This window comes from Collinsella aerofaciens, assembly GCF_964283865.1.
In the GTDB taxonomy this organism is placed as follows: domain Bacteria; phylum Actinomycetota; class Coriobacteriia; order Coriobacteriales; family Coriobacteriaceae; genus Collinsella.
Genome location: NZ_CAXYLS010000018.1, coordinates 21,696 through 47,145 on the forward strand (window position 1 = coordinate 21,696; position 25,450 = coordinate 47,145).

Annotated in this window: 20 protein-coding genes and 1 pseudogene; 11 read left to right on the plus strand and 10 right to left on the minus strand. The window is 60.1% G+C overall.

What is annotated here, in order from left to right; genetic code table 11:
- Nucleotides 1-93 precede the first annotated feature (93 nt).
- The gene (gene thrB / locus ACRX4W_RS08475; protein WP_006234874.1) at nucleotides 94-975 is read right to left on the minus strand and encodes a homoserine kinase; all 882 of its coding nucleotides are present in this window, start codon (nucleotides 973-975) and stop codon (nucleotides 94-96) included.
- Between the two features lie 201 nt (nucleotides 976-1,176).
- Complete coding sequence (gene thrC / locus ACRX4W_RS08480; protein ID WP_432300046.1) at nucleotides 1,177-2,694, minus strand: threonine synthase; 1,518 nt, start codon at nucleotides 2,692-2,694, stop codon at nucleotides 1,177-1,179.
- 104 nt (nucleotides 2,695-2,798) lie between these two features.
- Here thrC and ACRX4W_RS08485 point away from each other — a divergent pair, with 104 nt between their 5' ends.
- From ACRX4W_RS08485 to ACRX4W_RS08495, 3 genes are all read left to right on the plus strand, one after another.
- Complete coding sequence (locus ACRX4W_RS08485) at nucleotides 2,799-4,187, plus strand: aspartate kinase (RefSeq protein ID WP_432300047.1); 1,389 nt, start codon at nucleotides 2,799-2,801, stop codon at nucleotides 4,185-4,187.
- Between the two features lie 173 nt (nucleotides 4,188-4,360).
- Nucleotides 4,361-5,386 (plus strand): aspartate-semialdehyde dehydrogenase, encoded by a 1,026-nt coding sequence (locus tag ACRX4W_RS08490; RefSeq protein ID WP_432300049.1) that lies wholly within the window; start codon nucleotides 4,361-4,363, stop codon nucleotides 5,384-5,386.
- 402 nt (nucleotides 5,387-5,788) lie between these two features.
- A complete protein-coding gene (locus ACRX4W_RS08495) occupies nucleotides 5,789-6,367 on the plus strand; it encodes a methylated-DNA--[protein]-cysteine S-methyltransferase (protein ID WP_432300051.1) in 579 nt (192 codons plus the stop codon).
- A gap of 311 nt (nucleotides 6,368-6,678) precedes the next feature.
- Here ACRX4W_RS08495 and ACRX4W_RS08500 read toward each other — a convergent pair whose 3' ends face one another.
- The gene (locus ACRX4W_RS08500; protein ID WP_117840228.1) at nucleotides 6,679-7,317 is read right to left on the minus strand and encodes a GyrI-like domain-containing protein; all 639 of its coding nucleotides are present in this window, start codon (nucleotides 7,315-7,317) and stop codon (nucleotides 6,679-6,681) included.
- A gap of 271 nt (nucleotides 7,318-7,588) precedes the next feature.
- On the opposite strand from ACRX4W_RS08500, the gene ACRX4W_RS08505 reads away from it, so the two are divergent.
- Nucleotides 7,589-8,290: an ABC transporter ATP-binding protein gene (locus ACRX4W_RS08505; protein ID WP_055286850.1), complete on the plus strand. Its 702-nt coding sequence runs from the start codon at nucleotides 7,589-7,591 to the stop codon at nucleotides 8,288-8,290.
- A gap of 5 nt (nucleotides 8,291-8,295) precedes the next feature.
- Nucleotides 8,296-11,061, plus strand: a complete 2,766-nt coding sequence (locus tag ACRX4W_RS08510) for an FtsX-like permease family protein (protein WP_432300053.1) — start codon at nucleotides 8,296-8,298, stop codon at nucleotides 11,059-11,061.
- Between the two features lie 514 nt (nucleotides 11,062-11,575).
- Here ACRX4W_RS08510 and ACRX4W_RS08515 read toward each other — a convergent pair.
- From ACRX4W_RS08515 to ACRX4W_RS08525, 3 genes are all read right to left on the minus strand, one after another.
- Nucleotides 11,576-12,496, minus strand: a complete 921-nt coding sequence (locus tag ACRX4W_RS08515) for a helix-turn-helix domain-containing protein (RefSeq protein ID WP_432300054.1) — start codon at nucleotides 12,494-12,496, stop codon at nucleotides 11,576-11,578.
- 433 nt (nucleotides 12,497-12,929) lie between these two features.
- Nucleotides 12,930-14,009, minus strand: a complete 1,080-nt coding sequence (locus ACRX4W_RS08520) for a 6-phosphofructokinase (protein WP_432300056.1) — start codon at nucleotides 14,007-14,009, stop codon at nucleotides 12,930-12,932.
- A 139-nt stretch (nucleotides 14,010-14,148) separates the two neighbouring features.
- Nucleotides 14,149-15,234: a carcinine hydrolase/isopenicillin-N N-acyltransferase family protein gene (locus ACRX4W_RS08525; RefSeq protein WP_432300058.1), complete on the minus strand. Its 1,086-nt coding sequence runs from the start codon at nucleotides 15,232-15,234 to the stop codon at nucleotides 14,149-14,151.
- A gap of 161 nt (nucleotides 15,235-15,395) precedes the next feature.
- Between ACRX4W_RS08525 and ACRX4W_RS08530 the strand changes: the two genes are divergently transcribed.
- The 3 genes from ACRX4W_RS08530 to ACRX4W_RS08540 all read left to right on the plus strand — a co-directional run bounded on the left by ACRX4W_RS08530 (nucleotide 15,396) and on the right by ACRX4W_RS08540 (nucleotide 17,863).
- Nucleotides 15,396-16,781: a M18 family aminopeptidase gene (locus ACRX4W_RS08530; RefSeq protein WP_233543019.1), complete on the plus strand. Its 1,386-nt coding sequence runs from the start codon at nucleotides 15,396-15,398 to the stop codon at nucleotides 16,779-16,781.
- 214 nt (nucleotides 16,782-16,995) lie between these two features.
- Complete coding sequence (locus ACRX4W_RS08535; protein WP_118081124.1) at nucleotides 16,996-17,376, plus strand: translation repressor RelB; 381 nt, start codon at nucleotides 16,996-16,998, stop codon at nucleotides 17,374-17,376.
- 16 nt (nucleotides 17,377-17,392) lie between these two features.
- Complete coding sequence (locus ACRX4W_RS08540) at nucleotides 17,393-17,863, plus strand: type II toxin-antitoxin system VapC family toxin (RefSeq protein ID WP_158567280.1); 471 nt, start codon at nucleotides 17,393-17,395, stop codon at nucleotides 17,861-17,863.
- Between the two features lie 134 nt (nucleotides 17,864-17,997).
- Here the strand turns inward: ACRX4W_RS08540 and ACRX4W_RS08545 are convergent, their stop codons facing one another.
- The 3 genes from ACRX4W_RS08545 to ACRX4W_RS08555 form a co-directional block, all read right to left on the minus strand.
- Nucleotides 17,998-18,933 carry a D-2-hydroxyacid dehydrogenase gene (locus tag ACRX4W_RS08545; RefSeq protein WP_118081120.1) on the minus strand — a complete coding sequence of 312 codons (936 nt, stop codon included), beginning with the start codon at nucleotides 18,931-18,933 and terminating at the stop codon, nucleotides 17,998-18,000.
- A gap of 129 nt (nucleotides 18,934-19,062) precedes the next feature.
- A complete protein-coding gene (gene map, locus ACRX4W_RS08550; protein ID WP_118081118.1) occupies nucleotides 19,063-19,950 on the minus strand; it encodes a type I methionyl aminopeptidase in 888 nt (295 codons plus the stop codon).
- Between the two features lie 160 nt (nucleotides 19,951-20,110).
- The gene (locus tag ACRX4W_RS08555) at nucleotides 20,111-20,887 is read right to left on the minus strand and encodes a radical SAM protein (protein WP_055252492.1); all 777 of its coding nucleotides are present in this window, start codon (nucleotides 20,885-20,887) and stop codon (nucleotides 20,111-20,113) included.
- 225 nt (nucleotides 20,888-21,112) lie between these two features.
- Between ACRX4W_RS08555 and ACRX4W_RS08560 the strand changes: the two genes are divergently transcribed.
- From ACRX4W_RS08560 to ACRX4W_RS08570, 3 genes are all read left to right on the plus strand, one after another.
- Nucleotides 21,113-21,910 (plus strand): alpha/beta fold hydrolase, encoded by a 798-nt coding sequence (locus tag ACRX4W_RS08560; RefSeq protein WP_055252491.1) that lies wholly within the window; start codon nucleotides 21,113-21,115, stop codon nucleotides 21,908-21,910.
- Nucleotides 21,911-22,121: 211 nt separating this feature from the next.
- Nucleotides 22,122-24,002 (plus strand): diguanylate cyclase, encoded by a 1,881-nt coding sequence (locus tag ACRX4W_RS08565; protein ID WP_118081116.1) that lies wholly within the window; start codon nucleotides 22,122-22,124, stop codon nucleotides 24,000-24,002.
- 23 nt (nucleotides 24,003-24,025) lie between these two features.
- On the plus strand, nucleotides 24,026-24,382 hold the full coding sequence (locus ACRX4W_RS08570) for an Hpt domain-containing protein (protein ID WP_055252489.1): 357 nt from the start codon (nucleotides 24,026-24,028) through the stop codon (nucleotides 24,380-24,382).
- 87 nt (nucleotides 24,383-24,469) lie between these two features.
- Here ACRX4W_RS08570 and ACRX4W_RS08575 read toward each other — a convergent pair.
- Nucleotides 24,470-25,030, minus strand: a pseudogene (locus ACRX4W_RS08575) (IS3 family transposase); the annotation flags it as partial.
- Between the last annotated feature and the right edge of the window lie 420 nt (nucleotides 25,031-25,450).

Genomic DNA, 25,450 nt, shown 5'->3' on the forward strand with positions numbered 1-25,450 from the left:
CCGTCGCGCGAAGCGCACGACGGGGCAATTCATGATCGAGGACGTTTTCAGGGGAAGCCCCAAGGGGACCGGTGAGAGCAATGAGGCAGGGCGCTACAGGTACTCGATTTGAGCGCCCTCGGTGTCGCACGTCAGAATATGCGTGTCACACTTGGGGAACTGCTCACGCAGCTTGACCTGCAGGAACTTTGCCACGATGGTGTCGTCAGTCACGGCCATGAGGGTCGAGCCCGAACCACTAATCCAGATGGTCTTGGCGCCGCCGTTAAGGCAGGTATCGCGCACGGCGTTGTAGTCGGGGATGAGGCGGCGACGATAGGGCTCCTGGATGCGGTCGTCATTAGCGGCGGCAATCAGGTCCAGGTCGCCGGTTTCCAGGCCGCGCGTCATGCCGGCGATGCGGCCCATTTGCCATACGGCAGTGGAGAGTGGAATCTCCTGCGGCACAACCTTGCGCGCCTCGCTCGTATGTACCTCGTAGGGCGGAATCACGGTAATAAAACGCAAGCGATCGCTTACCTCGTAGCGCAGGCACTGGGGAAGCGAATCGGTCGGCGTAAAGGAGCAGACGGCGCCGCCCAGGATAGCGGGGGCGACGTTATCGGGATGCCCTTCGACCTCGGTGGCAATGCGGACGAGCTCGGCGCGGTCGACGGTGTGGCCCGTCAGCGCGGCGGCCGCCATGATGCCAGCGACGACGCAGGTTGAGCTGGAACCCAGGCCGCGGGCGACGGGCACGTCGGTCTGAATGTCGATGGCGACGGGGAAGGCCGGCTCGCCCCATGCGGCCAGTGCATCCACAAAGCTCACGTAGACCAGGTTATTCTCGTTTTGGAACTCCTCGGGGCAGCCCGTGATGGTGAGCTTGTCGGCGCGCTCGAAGGTGAAGTGCGAGTAGAGGCTGACGGCCATGCCGAGGGTATCGTAGCCGATGCCTAGGTTGGCGCTGGTTGCTGGGACGGTGATTTTGATCATGTGGATCCTCCTGGGCGGGTCTGGCCGTTTAGTTCGCTGCTCGGGCAGTCCTGGCTCGCTCGGAAAGCACATTAAGTGCTTTCCGGCTCGTGCGGAACTCGCGACGAACTAAACGGCCAGACCCGCTCGCATGCTCGTCATCATTCCGAAAGCTAAATAAAAAGAAGGTGCGCCGGCTTTCGCCGGCGCTTAATAAGGGGTTTAGTTGGTAGCCATCTTTTTTGCTGCGGACTCGACGTAGCTTGCCATCTCATCGACGTCGCAGACGTCTTCGAAGCGGACGGGCTTGGATTCGAGTTCGGCGAGCTGGGTCGGGGCGACCGTGTTGGTGGCCTGCTCGAGCACACGCATAGCCTCAAAATCATCCTCGGGAACGTCGAGGCCCAGGGCGTCGCAGCAGGCGCGCGGGAACTTGTAGGGGCTTGCGGTCGAAAGCAGCACGCGGGCCTTGGCACCCTCGGCGGGAGCGACTTTTTCAAAGACGTGATAGCCGCAAGCGGTGTGCGGGTCGATCACGTAGCCGTTCGCATCCCAGCAGCTCTTGATGGCAGTGCGGACCTCGTCCTCGCTGGCCCAACCGCAGCCAAAGACGCTCTGAATCTTTGCCAGCAGGTCGGCGGGAACCTCGTAGCGACCAGTCTGTGCCAGCTGCTCCATAAGGCCGGCAACGAGCTCGCAGTCGCCGTTGGACAGGAAGTACAGCATGCGCTCCAGGTTGGAGCTAATAAGGATGTCCATCGACGGCGAGATGGTCGTGAAGAACGGGCGGTTACGGTCGTAAACGCCGGTGGTCAGGAAGTCGGCAAGCACGTTGTTCTTGTCGCTCGCCACGACGAGCTTGGCGACGGGCAGACCCATGCGCTTGGCGTAGTAGCCGGCCAAGATATCGCCAAAGTTGCCGGTCGGTACGCAGAACTCCACGGCGTCGCCGGCCTCGATGGCGCCGGCGCGCAGCAGCTGCGCATAGGCGGCAAAGTAGTAGACGACCTGCGGTACCAGGCGGCCGACGTTGATGGAGTTGGCGCTCGAAAGCACCGTGCCGGCGGCCTCCAAGCGCTCGGCAAGCTCCTTATCGGCAAAGATGCGCTTGACGGCACTCTGGGCGTCGTCGAAGTTGCCGCGGATGCCGCAGACGGCGACGTTATCGCCCTCCTGCGTGGACATCTGCAGGTTCTGGACGCGGCTGACCTTGCCCTCGGGATAAAAGACGGTGATGCCCGTGCCCGGAGCGTCGGCAAAACCGGCGAGCGCGGCCTTGCCCGTGTCGCCCGACGTGGCGGTGACGATCATGATGCGCTCGGCGCCGCCGTCCCTGGCGGAAGTGCGGGCCATCAGACGGGGGAGCATCTGCAGGGCGACGTCCTTGAAGGCGCTTGTGGGGCCGCCAAAGAGCTCCATCACATAGGTCTGAGGGGCGTCGGCGCCCGGCGCAGCGTCGAGTTTGACGAGCGGCGTAACCTCTTCACTCGCGAACGTGCCGCGGTATGCTTCGTCGACACACGCCGAAATTTCTTCGGCCGTGTAATCATTCAGTAACATTCCCAACACATCTTGAGCGATTTCAAAGTACGATTTATCTGCAAGCGAGCTGATATCGACCTGCTGGGTGCCGAGCTCGTCCGAGACAAACAAACCCCCGTCGGGAGCGATGCCGGTACGGATTGCCACCTTACTTGAGCACGATAAAGTGCGTCCTCGTGTACTATGATAAGTTCCCATATAACACTGCTCCTCGGATGCCTTGGTCCCAATCGGTGAAACCATGGTATCAGAGCGCGCAAAATAGGTTTGCAGAGGCTTTTTAGAAAGGTAACCTCAAGCCCATGATTAAGATTGCCAAGTTTGGCGGCTCGTCGGTCGCCGACGCTGAACACTTCAAGAAGATCAAGGCCATCGTCGACGCCGACCCTGCCCGCCGTTTTGTGGTGGTTTCCGCCTGCGGCCGCCGCTTTAAGGGCGACACCAAGGTGACCGACCTGCTCTACCTGGTTAACGCGCACGTTAAGTATCACGTGTCGTGCGAGGAACTGCTCGAGGACATTGGCCAGCGCTATTTTGATATCGCTGACGAGCTGGAGCTCACCTATCCCATCCGCGAGGAGTTCGCGGCCTTTGCCGAGCGCGCCCGCTCGGGCGGCTACTCTACCGAGGAGCTCGTGAGCCGCGGCGAGTATTTCACCGCTCGCCTGATGGCCGAGTACCTGGGCCTGCCGTTCCTGGACGCCGCGACGGTTGTGGCGTTCCATCACGACGGTACGCTCAGCATGAATCGCACCTCCGAGCTGGTGCAGGAGTACGGTCAGCAGGGCGGCTTTGTTATGCCCGGTTTCTACGGCGCGACGCGTGAGGGCCAGATCAAGCTGCTCGACCGTGGCGGCGGCGATATTTCCGGCTCGACTCTGGCCAAGTGCCTGGGTGCCGACCTGTACGAGAACTGGACCGACGTCTCGGGCTTCTATTCTGCCGATCCGCGTATTGTTCCCGAGGCTCAGCCCATTGCGCGTGTTACCTACGAGGAGCTGCGCGAGCTTTCGTACATGGGTGCGAGCGTCCTGCACGAGGAGGCCGTGTTCCCCGTGCGCGAGGCTGGTATTCCGCTGGTCATCAAGAACACCAATGCGCCGCAGGACCCCGGTACCATCATTAGCGAGACGGCTGATGAGGGCGAGGCGGAGCCCATCATTACCGGCGTGACCGGCAAGCGCGGCTTTGTCGCCATCAACGTTGCCCGCGACCGCACCAAGCCCCGCGTTGGCTTTATGCGCCGTGCGCTTTCGGTGTTCGAGCGCTATGACGTTTCCGTCGAGCACATGCCCACCGGTGTCGACCGTTTTGGCGCCGTGGTGCAGGAGCAGGACGTGCACGATTCGCTGTACTCGCTCGTTGGTGACATTCAGCAGGAGGTCGAGCCGCTCGAGATCGAGGTTGTCGAGGGTCTGGCGCTCATCGCGACCGTCGGCCGTAACCTGCGCGGCCGCGCAGGTATCTCGGGCCACCTGTTTGGCATGCTTGGCCAGGCCGGCGTGAGCGTGCGTATGATTTCGCAGAGCTGTGACGAGATCAACATCATTATCGGTGTCGAGGAGAAGGACTTCGACCTAGCGATTCGGACCATTTACCGTGCCTTCTCCGATGAGAACGGTATTGTGAAGGTCTCCGACCTGGAGGCCCCCGCGCCGGTCGATCCCGCTCTGGCCGCGCTCAAAAAGTAGCGACTGCTCGGTAGATTTTTGGGTCATGTCTCACAAAACTACGGCGGGGCGTTTCGTTTCGGTTTCGTTTCGACGGGGCGGGTTTCGTGCCCGCCCCGTTCTTGTATAAACTGGCAACAATAATCGGCCTGCTCGGCGTGCGGGCAAAAGCCACAACCTTTAAAGGGGGAAGCATGAAACAGTACACGGTTGCTATTTTGGGCGCGACGGGAGCCGTGGGCACCCAGATGCTCGAGTGCCTCAACGAGCAGGAGTTCCCGGTCGGCAAGCTCAAGCTGTTGGCAAGCGCACGCTCCGCGGGCAAGACCGTTGAGTTCCGCGGCGAGCAAATCGTGATCGAAGAGGCTTGCCCCGAGGCCTTTGAGGACTGCGACATCGTGCTCGGCGCTGCCGGCGACGATATCGCTAAGGAGCTGCTGCCCGAGGCCGTCAAGCGCGGAGCCGTCGTGGTCGACAACAGCCACGCCTTCCGCATGGATCCCGAGGTGCCGCTGGTCGTGCCCGAGATCAATGCCGACGATATCAAATGGCATCACGGCCTTATCGCCAACCCCAACTGCGCGACCATTATCGGCCTGGTTCCCACCTGGCCGCTGCACCAGCTTGCCGGCGTGAAGCGTATGATCGTGTCCACGTATCAGGCAGCTTCGGGCGCTGGCGCGCCCGGTATGGCCGAGCTCGAGGCTCAGCTGGCCGCCCTGGGCCGTGGCGAGGAGATTCCCGAGCCGCGCGCGTTTGCCGCCCAGCTGGCGAGCAACCTGATTCCGCAGATTGGCGGCGTCAAGGAGGAGGGCTTTACCTCCGAGGAGATGAAACTGCAGAACGAGGGCCGTAAGATCATGCATCTGCCCGAGCTGCGCGTGAACTGCACCTGCGTGCGCGTGCCTGTGCTGCGCTCGCACTCCGAGAGCATTACGCTCGAGTTCGAGCGTGACATTACGGTTGAGGAGGCCCGTGCTGCGCTGGCTTCTGCCCCGGGCGTGAAGCTGGTTGACGACATGAGCGCCGAGGATGCGCACGACCGCTTCCCCATGCCGATGGATACGTCCGACCAGGACCTGATTTGGGTCGGTCGCGTGCGCCGCGACATCTCGAACCCCGAGGCCGCGCGTGGCATCACCTTCTGGTGCTGCGGCGACCAAATCCGTAAGGGCGCGGCAACCAACGCCGTCCAGATCGCTAAGCTGCTCTGCGAGTAGTGTGACCTGTCCGGCGGGGGCCGGGCTTGGTTTTCAGAACGTCCTCGACCATGTGTGGCGCCTTGTCCTGCTCCTTCGGAGCCGCGGACAAGGCGCCACACTGGTCTGCGGAGTGTTCTGAAAACCAAGCCCGGCCCCCGCCTGCGGTGACGCTGCTGCGAGCGGCCTGCGATGGGGCCGTTGTTGGTTGGGGCCGCTGGGCTGATGTGGGGGCGCGTGGCCATTGCGGGTCTTGGTCCCGGCGGCGGCCTCGGCGCTTCGCGCCTGCCGCCTTGGGGGACTGTGGGGCGCGGCCGGCAGCTGCGGCGCTTCGCGCCTGCTGCCCGAGGTGACTTTGGGGTCGATTGGGGTTGTCTGCACAATTCGCGGTATTATGGTGCGGAGTTTTGAAAGGAGCCGCTGGTGGTCACGACGACGTTTGCTTCGCCTTTGGGCGAAATCCTGCTTGCCGCTGATGGCCGCGGTCTGACGGGACTTTGGTTTGAGGGGCAGGAGCATTTTGGCTCCACGCTTCTACGGGAAGACTCCGAACATGTTGAAGGCGCCGACGCGGTTTCCGGTATTGGCGGCATGTCGTCGGCGAATCCGGCAAATGGTGCGGCCTCTTCGGTGCTTGAGTGTTCCTGGGCTTGGCTGAATGCTTATTTTGCAGGGCAGGAGCCTCGGTTTACGCCGCCGTTGCATATGATCGGTACGGCGTTTCAGCGTGAAGTTTGGTACGAGCTGCTTTCTATTCCGCGTGGTGAGGTCGCTACGTATGGCGAGATCGCCCAGCGTGTCGCCGCCCGCCATCGGGTGCCGGGAAACGAGGCGCCCGTTGTGTCCCCCCGTGCGGTGGGGGCTGCGGTCGCGCGTAATCCAGTTTCGATTATCGTGCCGTGCCATCGCGTGGTGGCGGCCGACGGATCGCTCAACGGATATGCCGGCGGGCTTGACCGCAAGGAGTGGCTGCTTCGGCTTGAGGGCGCGTACGAGGAGTGACGCTCGAGTACTTTGCCTGTAGTAGCCGACTTCGACCAAAGCTTGCTCGAGTTCGTTTTGATCAGAGCACTTAAGACCCTTGTTTTCTGTCAATAGTGCTATCTGTTCGTTGATGGATATCCACGACTTCTGGTATTTCATTTAAGCCTCTTGATATAAAAAGAGCTGGAGTTGCGCATCGTTGAGAGGCTTTCCAGCTTTAGAGACATAAAATTATAAGATACGATGACCTGCGTCAAGGAAGCTGCCAGATGACCTTGGAGCGGCTGATTGCCTGGCCTAAAACCTGATGCGCGGAACGGCGCCCAACGCTATTCAGCGCGCTTGATAGGATGACGAACCACAGTCTTAAGTTTCTCCGGTGCACATTTGCGTGGATCGGAGAGATAGATTTCGTGATGTAAACGGGTGTCTGAGAGGTCGGGGACATAGCCCAGCTCGGTCGCGTATTCATGCATAGCGTCTACGGTCGCCGGTTCGTTGTCGTAGGGCCCGGTGTGCATGCATTGAACGCAGAGACCCTCGTCAACTTTAAGCAGCTCGACGGCGGAAAAGTCCAGTTTCTTTTTGGCCGTGGCTTCCGCGACTGCCCAGTCAAAGTCATCTCGGGTGACGAAATCGGGCAGGCGGATACACGAGATAAAGTTGAAATCGTCCTTGCGTACATAATCGATGTCGCCGCTCGGGGAGTCTTGCCACCAGAAACCCTCGAGCGGCGGTACCACAAAGTCGAAATAGCCCTCGATACTCCTTGAGCCTTTCTTCGACATCTTGACGGTATAGGCGATTCCGTAAAGCAGCGGCAGGGCGTTTTGATACTCGCCACCTTCGGTATTTGGGTCGCCCTTGCCGCGAACGGCAACGTAGCTCATGGGCGGGACAGTTACGATACTCGGCTTGCTTGCAGGTTTGTAGAGCTCCTTGCATTCCTTCTTAAAGTCGAACGCCATGTTGGCCGCCTTTCTGCGTATTGGCCTGCTTAGATAACGGAATCATATCATAGAAACGAACAGCTGTTCGAATGATTTGTCTGACAGATAGAGATGCGTACGTTGTGTTTGGCGGTCGGCCTGACCCCGTCGATGATTTCTCTGCCTCCCCGGCGCCTCATCTATAGCTGCCGTTTCCCCATATAAAACCTGCCAAAATAAACCTGTCCCTTTTTGGTCGGTGCGAAATGGGTAATACTAAAGAGTTATCCGACCAGATGGGAACCGATCGATGGCCTATATCGAATTCAAAGACGTCATCAAAGCATACGGCGAGGGCGACGCCCGCATTCATGCGCTCGACGGCGCGAGTTTTACGGTCGAGCGCGGTGAGCTCGCCATCATTCTGGGTGCTTCGGGTGCCGGTAAGACCACGGCGCTCAACATCCTGGGCGGTATGGATACGGTAACCTCCGGCACCGTGACGGTGGACGGGCGCGACGTGAGCTCCGCCAACGAGGCACAGCTCGTGGAATACCGCCGCGCCGACGTGGGTTTTGTCTTTCAGTTCTACAATCTGGTCCCCAACCTGACGGCGCTCGAAAATGTTGAGCTTGCGGCGCAAATCTGCCCCGATTCGCTCGATGCCGAGCAAACGCTTTGCCAGGTTGGCTTGGGTGAGCGCCTCGCCAACTTCCCGGCGCAGCTTTCGGGCGGCGAGCAACAGCGCGTGTCCATCGCCCGCGCGCTGGCCAAGAACCCCAAGCTACTTTTGTGCGACGAGCCCACGGGTGCACTCGACTACAAAACCGGCAAGCAGATCTTGCAACTGTTGCAGGACACCTGTCGCAAACAGGGCATTACGGTCATTATCATCACCCACAACTCCGCGCTGGCGCCCATGGCCGATCGCCTGATCCGCTTTAAGAGCGGCCGCGTGGAGAGCGAGACGGTTCAGCAAAATCCCGTGCCTATCGAGACGATCGAGTGGTAGCGCCCATGGACCAAGACCGCCAAAACAGCCAAACCGGCGATGCTAAGCACACGGAGCGCGACCGGGAGTTTACGACCTACCGTACCGCTCAAAGCTCAAACGATATGGTGCCGACGGTTTTTCGCCGTGGCATCTACCGCACAATCCGAGGCAGCCTTAAGCGCTTCCTGTCCATTGTGGTCATCACCGCGCTCGGCGTGAGTGTGATGTGCGGCCTTAAGGCGGGCTGCGAGGATCTGTGCGATTCGGTCGACGCCTACTTTGACCAGCAGAATGTCTACGATATCAACGTCCAGTCGACCTATGGCCTGACCGACGATGATCTCGCCGCCATCCAAGAGGTCGATGGTGTCGAGACGGCCGAGGGCATCTACACCGAGACCGCCTACACCGCCGTGGGTACAACGCGAGAGCGCGTGGTCGTGCAGAGTCTCTCCAAGGAGAACATCGATCAGCCGGTGCTCGTGAACGGCGATTTGCCCGAGAGCGCCGATGAAGTCGCGGTGACTTCGAAGTTCCTGAAGGCATCGGGCAAGAAAATCGGCGATACGGTGAGTTTTGCCGCCAATGACGCGAGCTCGTCCAATCAAAGCGCCAAGGACCAGTTTGCCGCGGGCGATTACACCATTACGGCTGAGGTCCTCGACCCCACTGATGTAAGTTCTGACTCGACAGTCAACGCCTTTCGCGCTGCTTCGGCGGCGGACTATAAGTTCTATGTGAGCGAGGACGCCGCGACATCTTCTTCCTACTCCGCGGTCCACGTGATCGTCGAGGGAGCCAAGAGCCTCAACTCCTATTCGGATTCCTACGCGGCAAAGATCAATGAGGTCAAGGGCAATATCGAGAAGATCCGCGAGGAGCGTGAGAAAGCGCGCGCTCAGGAACTGACGGTCGACACGCCGGCAAGCTTGGATGCGGCCGAGCGCCAGGCGAATATGCTCTTTGGGATTGAGCAGGACAACATCAATCGCATGGCCGAGGGCAGCGACGAGCGTGCGCAGGCGCAAGCCGACCTGGACCAGCGCCGTGCCGCCGCCGACCAGCAGTTTGCCGATGCCCGCGCCGAGCTCTCTGACCTTGGTGAATGCACCTGGTACATCCAGGACCGCGGCAATATCGCAAGCTACTCGAGCGTGGAGAGCGATAGCTCGTCAATTGAGGCCATCGCCACGGTGTTCCCGTTCATCTTCTTTATCGTCGCCGTGCTCATCAGCCTTACCACCGCCACGCGCATGGTCGAGGAGGAGCGCACGCTCATCGGCCTGTATAAGGCGCTCGGTTATTCGCGCGGACGTATCCTGTCCAAATACGTGGACTATGCGCTGTGGGCTTGTCTGATCGGCGGCGTGCTCGGCAATATCATCGGATTTGTGGGCCTGCCGCTGTTCCTGTTTACGGTGTTCGACGACATGTACTCGCTGCCCCAGATGCTGCTTTCGTACGACATCGTGTCGTCGATTGTGTCGGTGGCGCTGTTTGCCGTGGGCGTGGTGGGCGCCACGATTATCGCCTGCCGCCACGAGATGGCCGAGACCCCGGCCTCGCTCATGCGTCCCAAGGCTCCGCGTGCCGGCTCGCGCATCTTGCTTGAGCGCATCGGCTTTATTTGGCGCCGCATGGGCTTTTTGAACAAGGTCACTGCACGCAACCTATTCCGCTATAAAAAGCGCGCCTTTATGACCATCTTTGGCATTGCGGGTTGCACCGCGCTTGTGATCTGCGGTATGGGTATTCGCGACACGTCGGTCGCGCTTTCGCCCAAGCAGTATGGGCATATCACGCGCTATGACTTGCTGGCGGTCGCCAATCCCGACGATTTTTCGCAGACGTGCGCGGCGTTGGATGAGCGCAGCGCGGCCAATGATTCCAACGTGACCGTGACTTCGACGCTGCCGATTATGACCGACAACGTCACCTTTACGTTTGGCGGCAAGAGCGAGACCGTGCAGCTGATCGTGGTGCCCGATGACCGCACGAACGACCTGGACGACTATGTGCGCCTCGAGGACGAGTCCAAAGAGCCGCTGTCTTTGCGTGACGGAGACGTGTATCTGAGTAAGAGTTCACAGCTGGTGCTGGGGATTCAGCCGGGCGATACGGCACACGTCCAGGATTCGTCGCTCAATGTCGCCAAGGTCAAAGTCAGCGACATTTCGCTTAACTATCTGGGCAACACGCTTTACATGACGCAGGGCACCTATGAGCGCGCGTTCGGTCGAAGCGCACGCCTCAACGGCGTCTTTGTGCTGCTTAAGGGCTCGTCGGCCGACCAGATTGCGTTTAGCAAGAATCTTAAGAGCGACGGTTGGCTTACGATTTCGAGTACGGCCGAGCATTGGGAAAACTATGAGGCGAACTTTACGATTATCAATTCGGTCGTGGTGCTCGTGACCTTTATGGCGGCGTGCCTGTCGTTTGTGGTGGTGTTTACGCTGTCCAACACGAATATCTCCGAGCGCGAGCGCGAGCTGGCGACCATTAAGGTGCTGGGCTTCCGCCGTGGCGAGGTGCACCACTACGTCAACAAGGAGACGTTGATCCTCACGGCGATTGGTGCCGCGCTGGGCGTACCGCTGGGTGGTGCGCTGGCCGAGAGCTTTACGTACATCTTGCAGATGCCGTCATTGTACTTTGACGTCGAAGTCGAGCCGCTGAGCTACGTGCTTGCCGTGGTGCTTTCCTTCGGCTTTACGATCATCGTCAACCTCGCTACCAATCGCACCCTCAATAAGATCGACATGGTCGGCGCCCTCAAGAGCGCCGAGTAGCCTGCCAAAAAGGGACAGGTTTATTTTGGCAGGTTTTATCTGGGCAAACGCCGGACAACCATTATGTGGCCCGGCGTTTGCCCCGTCAAACGGGCTTTCCATTTGCCTTTCATTCTATTTGGTTTTCGCTCGCAGGCGTGGATGAGAGGCTCTCTTTGGCCTTCGAGATTGGGCTTGTATGGGTCGTATGCCACAAAATGGGCCTATCTACTACGTTTGCTACCACACCCTCGACCGTGACAAAGATTATGAAATTAAAACCGCAGGTAGAGGGCTTGCCAGTTTTCGGAAAAGGCGAGTATGGTCGGCCCTCTCGAGTTAAACGTAGTAAATAGGCCCTTTTCTTGGCGCGCGGTCAGCTCAATGCTAATCTCCGTGCCGGAACTGACCCAGTTGTTTGTAAGTTGCGGTGAGATAGGGACTGTTTGGCGCTTTGGAGCTTCAAAACAGTCCCTATCTCACCGCAACTTAGGAGAAGGGCGGGGGCGGTTGGGTGCTGGTGGGTCGGAGCGTGTTAGGCCTGTTTGCGGTGCTTCCATTGTTTGCGGCACCAGCGCATGAGCGCCTTTATGACGGGAATCGTGATGAGGATGATCCATGCAGGATGGGGCTGTCCCAAACAGAGCCACATGTAGAGGAACCAAGCGATGGCGGCTGCCGGGTAGATGGCCTCGATCAGCTTAGACAGGTGGCGCCGATCGATGAAGTCACCAATCGCGTAGTAAACGGGAACCAAAAAGACGAGGAAGAGTCCCGTGGCCCATGTGCCGTAGACAATGCCGAGCACCAGATAGGCGAGAGTGACAAGTGCGGGGAAGGGGAATTTGTTCCATGCACGTCCGACCTTGGTGTGGAAATGCTTGCCATGATGGTCGAGCTTGTCGTGTGCTTCCTTCCAGCTGGAAAACGTCTCGCCGTCGATGGTGACGGTGCCATCGTCATTGGTGCGCACGCTATGTCCATCGTCCTCAAGCGTATCGATATGCACGCCGCCCGGCCCCACATGCACCTCTTCGCCCTTGCGCTCGTTGGTCACATGGATGCCGCTCCAACCAACATGGACTTCCTCGCCCTTATTGGGATCAATGACGTGGATACCGCGCGCGAGGGAAATGTCGACAAGTGGTTTGTCGCCGCAATCGGCGTGCTCGGCAGAATCCTCAGCCTCGTCAGCCACATCCGCCGTCTCGGTGTCGGCGCTACCGTCCTCCAGGTCGTCGGCATCGTTGGCCGCCTCCCCATACAGCAGCTCATCCAGCGACACGCCATACAGCGCGGCGAGCGCAATAAGGTTATCGGTATCGGGCGAGGATTCGCTGCGCTCCCATTTACTGACAGCCTGACGACTCACACCCAGCTGGGCGGCAAGCGCCTCCTGAGAAAGCCCGGCAGCCTTGCGGCGATCGACGAGGCGCTGTGCCATCGCAAGATCCATGGTGGTTCCTTTCGTTTGATGGTCGAATCGAATGAGCCGAGTATGCCGAGAACAACCGGTAGCGACCACCATTTCTAGTTAGAATCTGCCCCAACCCTACCGCAACTACCGGTAGCAATCCCTAACGACCAGCCATTTTGGGACAAATGTCAGTGCAAGTAGCAGCCAAGAGTCCCCACTCAGTAAGTTGCGGTGGAATAGTTTCTAGATTCAGCCATTTGCGGGCTAAGCGGGAACTATTTCACCGCAACTCAATTCCGGCCCAGGCACCCGCAGCAAGAAGACGAATAGCCCCGGCGAGTATGTAAACGCAGGGCCCTCCGACCCCGCCCGACGATTTCGATTGGCGACCTTTGACGAAGTCAAGGGAGGAGCCAAATCGAAATACGTCGGGCGGGGTCGGAGGGCCCGATGGGATGGATTTCGGCCGAGGTTATTCGTCGCCGAAGCTGATGCCCAACGCCTTGGCCTCGCGCACCAGATCGCTCTGGGGATCGACGTACTTGAGCTTGCCGGCGACCTTCTCGAGTGGCATGTGGCACATCTTGCCGTCACGCAGGGCAATCATGTAGCCAAACTCGCCGCGTAGGCACCCCAGTGCCGCCTCGACGCCGCACTGGGTCGCAAAGATGCGGTCCTGGGCGTCGGGCTGACCGCCGCGCTGCGTGTGGCCGGGGATGGCGACGCGGGTCTCGCGACCGGTCTTGGCCTCGATCTCCTTGGCGATGTCGTAGACGATCGACGGGCTCGTGCGCTCGGCGAGCTTTTTCTTGTACTCCTTCTTGGACAGCGCCGCGTCCTCCTTGGAGATAGCGCCCTCGGCGACGGCTACGATCGTAAAGCGGCTGCCGGTTTCCATGCGATGCTCGATGGTCTTGATGACGTTATCCATGTCGTAGGGGATTTCGGGAATCAAGATGACATCCGCACCGCCCGCGACGCCGGCGTACAGCGGAATCCAGCCAACCTTGTGGCCCATGATCTCGATGACAAACACGCGGCCGTGGCTCGAGGCGGTAGTGTGGATGTCGTCGATACACTTGGTGGCGACGTCGATGGCGCTCGTAAAGCCAAACGTCAGCTCGGTGCCCCAAGTGTCGTTATCGATGGTCTTGGGCAGGGCGATAACGTTGAGACCCTCTTCGCGCAGGCGGTTGGCGGTCTTGGTGGAGCCGTTGCCGCCCAGCATAAACAGGCAGTCGAGCTGCAATTTATGATAGGTGTGGACCATCGCGGGCACCTTCTCGACGCCGTCGGCCTCGGGAATGTTCAGGCGCTTGAACGGCGTGCGGCTCGTGCCCAGAATAGTGCCGCCGCGGGTGAGGATACCGCTAAAATCGGCGGGCGTCATGACGCGGAACCTGCTGTAGATAAGGCCCTGATAGCCGTCCTCAAAGCCATAAATCTCGATAGGCTCTTCGCTATTGGTCATGAGCGTTTTGACAATGCCGCGCATGGTGGCGTTGAGCGCCTGGCAGTCGCCGCCACTAGTAAGAAGACCGATCCTAAGCATGGTGAATCCTTCCGGGCAAGTTATAACATGCGCATAAGTTTACCCCCGCACACTGTTGATACGGGGGTAAAACGTGTTAGCTCAAGCGTATGGAAATGTAAGCAACGTCAGGGAACGTAAGGTCGACGGGCCTGGCTCCTTACAGTGCGAAGGCATCGACGTTGCCCCAGTGGCGGCGCAGCGTAATAGCGGCGGCGGGTTCGGTATTGTCAAAGACGACCGACCATTGCGTATTGCTGGTGATGTCTTCCGGATTGGGCTCTTGGGCTGCGGCACGAAGGGCCTTCCAAGCGACTGCCTCGTCCTGGGTACCGGCGTGGGCGTCAAGGACATCGGCGATTGCGACGGCGCGCTCTTTACCATGGCCCAGCTCGCCATTCTTTTGGTTGGACAGCACTTCGTCGTCATAGCAGGCGTAGAAGTTCGTAACCTGGCGTACAGGAGTCGCTTTGAAAGCGCGGTCCGGATCGCGCGGGTCCCATTCTACTACGCGCGCGTCACCGGCGGCGTCGTTGATAAAGAAGTGGTAATCGCGTCCTGCCATGGCGTGCATGTCGTAGGCGAAAAGCAGGTCGACAGCTTCTTGCGTGGTGGCGGCACGGTCGAGCACCAGACGGATGGCGAGCGAGGTGTTGATGACGGGCCGTTGCGTGTCCTGGTCACAGGGCTTGGAATCCAGGGTGAGTACGGCAATGAACACGCCGCATTCGTTAACACCGTCGAGCTGGGCAAACGGGCCCATGAGTGCCGCGGCGCGTCCGGCGACGGAGTCAAGTGGAGTGTTATCGCCCAGGTTGTTAAGGGCGGCAAGCCCGATGGAAGCATAGCCGCCGCGTGGGTGATTGCGCACCAGCAGCGCCGAGGTGTCGTCCTTAAAGTCGTAATTGCGACCGGTGCGCACGCGGCCTTCGGCATCTACGGCGACAAAAGCGCTGCAGGCAAACTGGGGCGCCTGGACATGTGCCGGCACACCGGGCAGCACCTGCGCCACCACGGCATCGATGTAGGCCTGGTCGTCGCGCACGCCAGCGGCGATGATGCGATCGAGATCGTAGTCGTAGGCGATGTCGATTGCGTACAGGTCATAGCCATCCGCGTAGCCGGTCAAGCGTTTGAGCGACGCGGCGGACTTGATTTGCTTGTGATAAACGATACCGGTGGCAGCGGCAAGGCCGACGGCGACTCCCGCGACACCGCAGGTGATGGCAATGTTACGTGGCTTCATGACGGCTCCTCTCGTCCTGTTAGCGCAATTGTCGCAAAAGGAGCGCGGGCATGATGGCTCAACTTGGTGAGTGGCGCGGAATTAAGCACGGAATGAAGAGTGCGGCGCTGGCGTGGCGGGGTATGCTGGAGGGGATCATCAACCCAGCGAAAGGGGAGAGCATGACGGATCAGGAAACGCCCGAGCGCGCGCATGTGACGGCCGATGATATCGAGGCCGCCAACGACCTTATCGACTTTATCGAGGCATGCCCCAGCATGTTCCATACGGCGGCGACCATTATGGCCGAGCTCGACGAGGCGGGCTTTACCTACCTGCCCGAGAATGCGGCGTGGGACATCGAGCCGGGCGGGCGTTATTACACGCAGCGCAACACCTCGAGCGTTGTTGCCTTTAAGGTGGGCGAGGACCTGGCCGCGACGTGGGGCGAGGACGGTGTTGCCGGTGACTATCATTTTCAGCTCACGGCGTCGCACAGCGATTCTCCGACGTTTAAGGTCAAGGCCGTGCCCGAACTTGACGGTGCGGGCGAGACGCTGCGTCTGAACATCGAGGCCTACGGCGGCATGATCGACTACACTTGGTTCGATCGCCCGCTGGCGCTCGCGGGCCGCGTACTGGTGCGCGAGGGCGACCGTATCGAGAGCCGCCTGCTTGCTACCGAGCGCGAGGTCGCTATCATTCCGAGCCTTGCCATCCACATGAACCGCGGCGTTAACGAGGGCTTTGCTCCCAACCGAGCCGTCGACCTGTGCCCGCTCATCAGCGTCGGCGAGCTTAAACAGGGAGATTTTGACGCACTGATCGCTGACGAACTGGACGTTGAGCCCGAGCAGATTCTGGGTCGCGACCTGTTCCTGGTCAATCGTCAGGATGCGCGCATTTGGGGCTGGGCCGACGAGTTTATCTCGACGCCCAAGCTTGACGACCTGGCCTGCGCCTATACCTCGCTGCAGGCATTTTTGGGTGCCGAGAATGCGCATGACATCTCGGTCTTCTGCTGCTTTGATAACGAGGAGGTTGGCTCCGAGACCAAGCAGGGCGCCATGTCGACGTTCTTGGCCGACGCGCTGCGCCGCATCAACGGATCGCTGGGCTTTGACGACGAGTCGTACCATCGCGCACTTGCCGCCTCGATGCTTGTGAGCTGCGACAACGCGCATGCCGTGCATCCCAACCACGCCGAGAAGTGCGATGCCCGCAACCAGGTTGTGCTCAACGGCGGCATCGTCATTAAGGAAGCCGCCAACCAGCACTACTGCACCGATGCCTTTAGCCGCGCGGTGTTCCAGGCCATCTGCGATGACGCCGACGTACCCACACAGGCCTTCGCCAACAAGAGCGATATGGCCGGAGGCTCCACACTCGGCAACCTGTCCAATATGCAGGCGAGCATGCATGCCGTGGACGTGGGCCTGCCGCAGCTGGCCATGCACTCAAGCTACGAGACCGGCGGCGTACGCGACGTGATGTACGCCATCCGCGCCCTCACCGCCTTCTACGAGCGCGACCTCCATATCAACGGAGCCGAAAGCGCGGAGCTCTAAAACCTGCCAAAGAGGGATGTTGATTTCGGCAGGTTTTATCTGGGCAAATGCAAAGGGTGAAACCGAGTTAGATCTGTGATACGTGGCCGCCGAGGTGCAGTGTGCCTCGGCGGCTTTTTGTGTACAGAGTACGGCTAATGCTTATAAATGCTATACATGCTTTACGTATTTACCATAGAGTTTTATGATAGTTTTGAAGTATTAAGGAGGGGTCATGACCACAACAGCCGCTCAGATCAACGTGCGTCTCGATGCCGATCTTAAAAGGAGTGGGGACGCCGCTCTCTCCAGGGCCGGTATGACGCCGAGCCAAGCGGTGCGTGCGCTCTGGCAACTTGCGGCATCTCTGGCTGATCGGCCCGGCGCGCTCGAGGATATCCTGCTGCCCAGTCGTGCCCGGGCGGAACAGCGCGAGCGCGAAAAGGCCGCCAAACGTAAGCTCGAGCTCATGGATCAGGGGTCGAAGCTGTTCGCTGCCGCTTGCCGTGAGTCGGGAATCGATATGGTCAGGGCTCAGCCATCGGACGACGAAGAGCTCAAACGGAATGCCTATGCGGATCGCTATGGCGAGGAGATGAGCTGGCTGTATGAGTGAGGCTCCAAGGCGTATCTTGGTTGACACCAACGTGTGGCTCGATTACTTCATTCCCTCACGACGTGGTCGTTCGGTGGCGATTGAGTTTTTACGCGATGCATGCACGGCGCAGGTGGATTTGCTGTATGCGGCGACATCGTCCAAAGACCTGTTCTATTTGATTTCAAGCGAACATAAGGCATGGTATCGGCGCGAGCATGGCTCACTATCCCAAGATGCCGCCGTGGCGGCGACATCACTTGCATGGGATTGCCTCGACGTGTTGTCGCAACTTGCCACGCCGGTACCCTGCGACCTGAGTGACATATGGATGGCGAGCAAGCAGCGTAATCTCCATAGCGATTACGAAGACGATTTAATCATTGCGGCAGCGATGCGCTCCCAAGCAGATTTACTGGTCACCAACGATGTCAAACTCTGTTCACACGCGCCTGTCGCAGCAATGAGCGTAGAAGACGCAAGAAGCTATCTAACAACGCTTAAATAGCGCTAGACCCCTTTGGTCGAATAATGGTCAGCGAGAGCCCACAGGTAGGGCCGCGCCAGCAAAGCGCCGCAGGTTGGCCAAACGGCGGGCTCGCAGCGTCGGCTCATTACGCCGTTTGTAAAACGGCGTAATTCTTAGTGTTCGATCCAACGGCGGAGCGTCTCACCCGCTTGCAGATGACGCAAGTTCTCCGCGGCAATGTCGACCACATTGTTGAGCGTGGCCTCCAAGTGGAACCAGCCCGAGATATGCGGTGTGATGAGCATGTTGGGCGCATCCCACAGCGGGCTTGTCGCGGGCAGGGGCTCGGGGTCGGTGACGTCGACCGCGGCGCCGGCGAGATGTCCCGACTCCAAGGCGGCAACCAAGTCGTCGGCGACCACAAGGTCCCCGCGGCCGCCGTTGGCAAAGAAGGCGCCCGGCTTCATCGCGGCGAAGAACTCGGCGTTCGCCAGGCCGCGGGTCTCGGGTGTGCTCGGCATAAAGGATGCGACGATGTCGGCCTCCGCCAAGCGCTCAGGTAGGGCGTCCATGCCGTCCATGTCCTCAAACACAATGGGGTAGACGAGCGGATGGCGCTTGATGCCGCGGACGTGCGCACCCATGCTGCGGCAGAGCGTGGCAAAGTGGCCGCCAATGTCGCCCGCGCCCAGCACCAGCACGTTGGCATTTTTGAGCGAGGTAACCGGCCCCAAATCCTCCCAGCGATGCTCGCGCTGCAAATCGTGATAGCCGGGCAGGCGCTTCATCATGGAAAGGACCATGGTAAACATGTGCTCGCTCACGGCCTGACCGTAGGCGCCGATCGAGCAAGACAGCTTAGCTTCAGCCGGCACGGTGCCGGCGGCCAAGTAATCGTCATAGCCGGCGGTCTGCAATTGCAACAGCTGGAGATGCTCGCATGCCGTGAGCATGCCAGGGTCGATGTTGCCCAGGATCACGTCGGCATCGGCGACCTGTTCACGTGTGGCGGCGTCGGCGCTCGTGTAGATAAAGTCCTCGCCTGGAGCGCTCGACTCGAGGATCGCACGATGGCGGTCGTTGACAGGCAACAAAACCAGGATGTTCACAAGCAGTCATCTCCGCTCAGCCTGCCAAAAAAGGACAGGTTTATTTTGGCAGGTTTTATCAGGCAAAACGTTCAAATAAAACGCCGGATGCAAAGCGGGTTTGCCCGTCAGCATCCGGCGCATCTGCGGCTACCAGCTCAGCAGCTCGTAGCCGTCCTCGGTCACCACGAGCTGTACCTCGCACTGAGCCGAATCGCTGCCGTCCTTGGTGCGCACGCACCAACCGTCACCCTTGCTAATCTTAATGTCGGGCGCCCCGGCGTTGACCATGGGCTCGATGGTAAAGACCATGCCCGGAGCCATGATGGTGTCCACATCGGGCGCCTCGGTGGTAAAGCCCACAAACGGGTCCTCGTGGAACTCCTTGCCAATGCCGTGTCCGCCGTACTCGCGCACCACGCTAAAGCCGGCGTCCTCGACCGTCTTTTGCACGGCTTCGGCCATAACGGAGAGCGGCAACCATGGCTTGACGGCTGCCAAGCCCGCTTCCACGCTGGCGCGGGTGACCTCGACCAGGCGCTGGCGCTCGGCAGAGACCTCACCGATGCAGAACATGCGGCTCGAATCACTAAAGTAGCCGTCCAGGATCGTGGAGCAGTCGACGTTGATGATGTCGCCCTCGTGCAGCACGTCCGTATCGCAGGGGATACCGTGACAGACCACGTCGTTGATCGAGGTGCATACGCTCTTGGGGTAGCCCTCGTAGTTGAGGTCGGCCGGCGTGCCGCCGTGCTCGACGGTGTAGTCGTAGATCATCTGGTCGATCTGGTTGGTGGTCATGCCCGCGGCGATGTGCTCGCCTACGTAATCGAGCACGCCCACGTTGATGGCGGCCGAGCGCTTGATGCCCTCGATATCGGCGGGCGTCTTGTAGAGCGTGCGGGGCAGAACCTCCCAGCCCTCTTCCCACAAGCGCTCGAGGCGCTCATCAAAGGTGCTATGGCATTTCTTATATTTTTTGCCGCTGCCGCACCAGCAAGCGTCGTTGCGGCCGGGCACGGGTCCTTTGTCAAACATGGCTAACTTCCTTTCATCCGCAGCTAGTATAGCCCACTCACGCGTCTATAAAAGTTGCGGTGATATAGTTCCGATTTAAGCGGTTTAACAGCACAAATAGGAACTATATCACCGCAACTGATGGGGCGGGATGGCGGGCACTGGCTGCTGCGTGGTTTTGCTAGTAGCTCACCTGGCAGGGGATGCCGAGGGCGCGCACGCGTGCGGCGATCGTGTCGAGTGCCTCGGGCGCTGCTTTGGCAAGGCCGGCGACCGGTGTCTCGCGCGCCACCGTGTAGATGGTCGTCTCCTGCGGGCGAATGCGCTCGAGCGCCGCGAGCCAAGGGCCGACGTACTCCTCGCCGGTGTTATCGAGAGACTTGCCCCGGTGCTCGCCGGTCAAAAAGATCGTCTGGATAATGACGCGGCCGTTAAAGCTCGCGAACGTCTCGATCTGGTGCTCTACATCGTAGGGGCCAACGGGCTGGTCGAGCAGCTGGATAAAAGCCGGGTCGACCGTATCGAGCTTGAGGATGTTGTCGTCGACCATCATGAGCGCATCGTGTACCTGGGGACGGTCGGCGCGCGTGCCGTTGGAAAGCACGGCAATCTTGGTGTTTGGGGCCAGCTCGTCGCGCAGCGCGACGGCGCCGGCGATGGCCTGCGGAAACTCCGGTGCGGCGGTGGGCTCGCCGTTGCCTGCGAAGGTGATTACATCGGGGAGCTTGCCCTCGGCTGCCATCTCGCGCAGCTTTACCTCGAGCGCGTCGAGTACCACGGCAGCTGTGTTGTACGGCTCATGGCAGGGGCGCTCAGCGTTGAGACCGTTTTCGCAGTAAATGCAGTCGAACGTGCAGATTTTGCCGCTGGCCGGCATCATGTTGACGCCGAGCGAAAGGCCCAGGCGACGGCTGCGAACGGGCCCAAAGATGGGGCCGGCATTCAAAAACGTAGACATAGGCATATGCTCCTCAAGACAATTGTGCCTAAGCATAGCATCGGCTCCAAAGCAAGGTGTGGGCTCTTGCTTTACAAGTTTCGTTTTTTCACGTCGCTCATTATGCCGTGCCATGAAAAGCCTCGGGTCGGGTACAGTTAATCTGTTAACAAGTCGTAAGGCAATGCGGGTCCATCCAATCGTACTGACGTGCAACTGGATGGGCGTTGATGATGGGAACACAGTATGGATTTTACGGTCGAGAATGCGGGCACTACGATCGCCTGCCGCGAGTATGCCGGCCCGGTTGTATCGTCCGATGCACCCGCCTTGGTTTGCGTGCACGGTGCGTGCGTCGACGGTGTCTTTTTTGACGGCATCGCCCGCGAGCTCGCCTGTGACTATCGCGTCATTACCTACGACCGCCGCGGTTGCGGCGAGAGCGGCGACGCTGCAGACGGACGCTACGACCTCGCCGCCCAAGCCGCCGACCTGCAGGTCGTTATCGAGCATATTGGCGCTCCGGCAAACGTGCTCGCGCACAGTGCCGGTACGTTGGTGGCCCTGGAGCTTCTCCGTGCAAACCCCGCCATAATCTCGCGTGCGATTCTGCATGAACCCGCCGTGACGGATGAGGGCGCCGGTCTGGGCGCGGCCCCGGTTTTGCTCGAGATGATCGCCGCGGGAAAGGTCTCCAGGGCATTACGGGCCTTCCTGGGCGCCATCGGCGATTCGGACCCTGAGGCCCCCAAGTTAACCGAGGCGGAAGCCAAGCATGCCCTGCGCAACGGCCGCAGTTTCATGGCGAACGAATACGGGATTACTATGACCTGCGTTCCCGATTGGGATAGCGTCCGTGCGTCGAAAACGGTGGCCGCCGTGCTCCTGGGCGAGCTCTCGATTGGCACGCCTCGCGAGGCGGGCACGAGGGTGGCGGCTGAGCTTTTGGACTGTCCGCTCGTAATGGTTCCCGGCGCGCACAACGGCCTGCGCGATCGCCCGGGAGCGGCTGCCCAGACTGTCCTTGGCATCCTGGGGCTCTAACACCCGCAATAGCCAAAGCAGACTTCACCCGCAAACGTTTCGGCCGTGTTAACAAATGTGCTCAAAACCTCACGTCTGCGGCTTTAATCGCGCCGTCTGCCAACTCATAAAAATGTAACAGCATTCACGTGCTTACCTGCATCGACAAGGTGTTACCCTTGTAACATATGGAACCCACCGCCACCATGCGAAACTATCGAAAGGGCCCCATATGCTCAATAATCACGAGGTCAATCTAACCGACGAGGAGGCTGCCGCCGAGGTCGCCCGTGTCGCGAAGACCTACCCCGTGGTACGTTTACTGTCGGCCGATCAGATTAAGAGCGAGCCTAACTGCCTGCTCGCCGGCGATCGCTGCCCTTGTTTGCGCCAGGCAAGTCTTGAGGCCTTGACAGATTCCGATGAGGTGTCGGAGCAACTGCTCAACGATGGCGTTGAGTACCGTGCCCATCTGCGCCCTCTGAAGGTCGAGGGCAAGCCTCATGTCCTGCTGATGGTGCGTCCGATCGATGGGCAAGAGGCTGCAGAAGAGGACCTTGTCTACACCGACGTGCTGACGAGCGTGCATAATCGCCGGTATTACGAGGAAAAGCTCCGAAGCGCCCGCATGAATGCCGGCGTTGCGATGATCGACCTTGATGATTTTAGGGTCTTCAACGATACGTGTGGCCGTCATGCCGGCGACCTTGCGCTCGGTGCTGTGGCGACAGCCATGCGCAGCGGAATCCGTTCGACTGACGAGCTTGTGCGCTATGGCTGCGACAAGTTTGTGGTTGTCATGCCCAATATTCCCTCCGATGACTTCACCCGTCGCCTGCATCAGGTGTCCGATGCCGTTCGTTCCACGATTATTCCGGGCCATGAGTACGTGAGCTTGACGGCATGTGTTGGTGGCGTTCGCATTCATGGCGAGACGGTCGATGAGGGCGTTGGCCGCGCTGTCCAGTTACTGAGCCGCGCTAAGGCAAAAGCCGGTACGGTCGTGACCGATGCCGATTCCATCGAGGCCTTCCAAAGCGAAAGGCCTTTGGTGCTTATTGTCGATGACTCCGAGATGAACCGAGTCATTCTCAGCGAGATGCTCAAGGACGAATATTGCATCCTCGAGGCCGATAACGGTCGTGCGGCGCTCGACATTGTCGACCGCTATGGCGATGAGTTGTCGCTCGTGCTGCTGGACATTGTCATGCCGGGCATAAGCGGCTTTGAGGTGCTGGCCGGTCTGTCGCGCCGATCGGTTGGTGACAATCTGCCTGTCATCATGATTTCGAGCGAAGACTCCGATGATATGGTTCTGCGCGCGTACGAGCTAGGCGCCTCGGACTATATCAACCGCCCGTTTGACTCCCGTGTCGTGCGCCGCCGTGTAAGCAACACCATCCGCCTATACGCCAAACAGCGCCGCCTGACGAGCCTGCTGTCCCAGCAGTACAACGAGCGTGTCAAGAACAGTCGCATGCTCATCGACATCATGGCTGGCGTCATGGAGCTTCGCAACGGCGAGAGCGGCAGGCACGTTACGAACATCGAAAAGCTGACCGAGCTGCTGCTTGGCTGTCTGGTCCAGCGTAGCGACACCATTTCCCTTGACAATGAGGAGCGCTCCACGATTGCCCTGGCTTCGGCGCTGCACGATATCGGCAAGATGTCGATTGACGATGCGATTCTCAACAAACCCGGGCGCCTTACGCCCGAGGAGTTCGAGATTATGAAGACGCATACCACAATCGGCGCCGACATGCTGCTTGAGCTGGGTAGCCATCACGCCGGCAATGCGCTTATGGAATATGCGTACCAGATTGCGCGTTGGCATCACGAGCGCTGGGACGGCAAGGGTTATCCCGATGGCCTTAAGGGCGACGAAATTCCCATTGCCGCACAGGTGGTTTCGGTGGCCGACGTGTACGATGCTCTGACGAGCGTGCGCGTGTACAAGGACGCTATCCCGCACAAGGAGGCAATTCAGATGATCCTGGACGGTAAGTGCGGCACCTTTAACCCGCTGCTGCTCGATTGTCTGCTCGAGGTGCAAGACCAAATTGCCGAGACGTTGGCACGCCCCGCTGACGTCGTCGCGTTTCCCACGATTTAGTTTGACCAAAGGAGTTTTAATCCATGATTTCCATGCGTGAGGCGTATGAGAAGATCGGCGCTAATTATGATGACGCGTGCGCTCGGCTGATGGGCGAGGAAATGCTTGCCCGCTTTGCCCTCAAGTTTTTGGATGACGAGAGCATGGACAAGCTGGAGGCCGCCATGGCGGCAGGAGACGCCGAAGGTGCGTTTATGGCAGCGCACACGCTCAAGGGCGTGAGCCAGAACCTGGGATTCGATAATCTGTACGAGCCGGCGGTCGTGGTGACCGAAGCGCTGCGCGGTGCCGGCTCCGTTGACGGCGCTCGCGAGGGAATGCATGCGCTGCAGCAGCAATATGCAGCTACGATGTCGGCCCTGCGCGAGGTGGCCGAGTAAGAGGCTGTGAGCCTTGATGACTATGAGAGTGGATAATTTCCCGTTTTAGGCCCGGTGACGGGGAACTGCGGACGATTTCCTGGACCGTCACGCGGCCCTTCCCAGCGCGGCGCGGAACTCGGCCGGCGTGCGGCCGCCGAGCGCATCGCTGCGCCTCTCCGTATTGTAGCGGCCGATCCAGCCACCGAGCTCCTCGATGAAGCGGGCGGGGGCCCAGCCCGCCCAGTCCCTGCCGTGCCAGAACTCCCTCTTGAGCAGGCCGAAGAAGCCCTCCATCGCCGCGTTGTCCGGGCTGCAGCCCTTGGCCGACATGCTCCTGGTGAGGCCGTGCCCCTCGCAGATCGAGATCCAGCCGGGCCAGCGGTAGTGCCCGCCGCGGTCGGAGTGGATGACGGGGCCCTCGCCGGGCGCGAGCAGCGCGCAGGCGTCCTCGAGCGTCGAGTTGGCGAGCGCGGCGTCCGGGCTCTCGCCGGCCCTCCACGCCACGACCGAGGAGTCGAAGCAGTCCCTGATGGCCGACAGGTAGACCTTCCTGCCGGAGGGCAGCCTGAACTCGGTGATGTCGGTGAGCCACAGGAAGTTCGGCAGGGCCGAGCGGAAGTCGCGCCGCGCTCGCGGAGCCTGCGCACCACGAAGCGGTAGCCGCGCGCGCCGTCGCCGTCCTCCAGGAACACGCGCCGCACGAGGGCCCTCAGCGGCGCCAGGCGGTCCGGCCTGGCGATCGCGCGCCGCTGGTAGTCATAGGAGCTCCTCGATATCCTCAAGAAAGCGGTGAGTTCTCTCAAGGACCACTTCCCCGCAGGCCTCAGGCGGTCTATCACCAGGGTCTTCTCCCTGTTCGACATCCCGTCGAGGCTCGCGGCTTTTAAAACGTCGTTCACCGCCCTGAGGACGGCGTTCTCCAGGACGAGGCGCTCTATCAGGGCGTCCTTGTCGTCCGGGTCGATGTCGGGGTACACCGGACCGTCCCCGACGACCTTCGGCAGCTCCATGTTAGCGCTACTGTAAAAACAACCATTTTGACCAACGCTCAACAACCAATCATGCCAACGCAATCCCGCCATTTGC

Bases quoted from the DNA above. Each gene is read 5' to 3' on its own strand.
- ACRX4W_RS08555 (WP_055252492.1), bottom strand. From the start codon at position 20,887: ATGTCTACGTTTTTGAATGCCGGCCCCATCTTTGGGCCCGTTCGCAGC.
- ACRX4W_RS08570 (WP_055252489.1), top strand. From the start codon at position 24,026: ATGATTTCCATGCGTGAGGCGTATGAGAAGATCGGCGCTAATTATGAT.
- ACRX4W_RS08510 (WP_432300053.1), top strand. From the start codon at position 8,296: ATGGACCAAGACCGCCAAAACAGCCAAACCGGCGATGCTAAGCACACG.
- ACRX4W_RS08565 (WP_118081116.1), top strand. From the start codon at position 22,122: ATGCTCAATAATCACGAGGTCAATCTAACCGACGAGGAGGCTGCCGCC.
- ACRX4W_RS08525 (WP_432300058.1), bottom strand. From the start codon at position 15,234: ATGAAGCCACGTAACATTGCCATCACCTGCGGTGTCGCGGGAGTCGCC.
- map (WP_118081118.1), bottom strand. From the start codon at position 19,950: ATGTTTGACAAAGGACCCGTGCCCGGCCGCAACGACGCTTGCTGGTGC.
- ACRX4W_RS08520 (WP_432300056.1), bottom strand. From the start codon at position 14,009: ATGCTTAGGATCGGTCTTCTTACTAGTGGCGGCGACTGCCAGGCGCTC.
- ACRX4W_RS08490 (WP_432300049.1), top strand. From the start codon at position 4,361: ATGAAACAGTACACGGTTGCTATTTTGGGCGCGACGGGAGCCGTGGGC.
- ACRX4W_RS08485 (WP_432300047.1), top strand. From the start codon at position 2,799: ATGATTAAGATTGCCAAGTTTGGCGGCTCGTCGGTCGCCGACGCTGAA.
- thrB (WP_006234874.1), bottom strand. From the start codon at position 975: ATGATCAAAATCACCGTCCCAGCAACCAGCGCCAACCTAGGCATCGGC.
- ACRX4W_RS08500 (WP_117840228.1), bottom strand. From the start codon at position 7,317: ATGGCGTTCGACTTTAAGAAGGAATGCAAGGAGCTCTACAAACCTGCA.
- ACRX4W_RS08530 (WP_233543019.1), top strand. From the start codon at position 15,396: ATGACGGATCAGGAAACGCCCGAGCGCGCGCATGTGACGGCCGATGAT.
- ACRX4W_RS08560 (WP_055252491.1), top strand. From the start codon at position 21,113: ATGGATTTTACGGTCGAGAATGCGGGCACTACGATCGCCTGCCGCGAG.
- ACRX4W_RS08505 (WP_055286850.1), top strand. From the start codon at position 7,589: ATGGCCTATATCGAATTCAAAGACGTCATCAAAGCATACGGCGAGGGC.
- thrC (WP_432300046.1), bottom strand. From the start codon at position 2,694: ATGGGAACTTATCATAGTACACGAGGACGCACTTTATCGTGCTCAAGT.
- ACRX4W_RS08515 (WP_432300054.1), bottom strand. From the start codon at position 12,496: ATGGATCTTGCGATGGCACAGCGCCTCGTCGATCGCCGCAAGGCTGCC.
- ACRX4W_RS08535 (WP_118081124.1), top strand. From the start codon at position 16,996: ATGACCACAACAGCCGCTCAGATCAACGTGCGTCTCGATGCCGATCTT.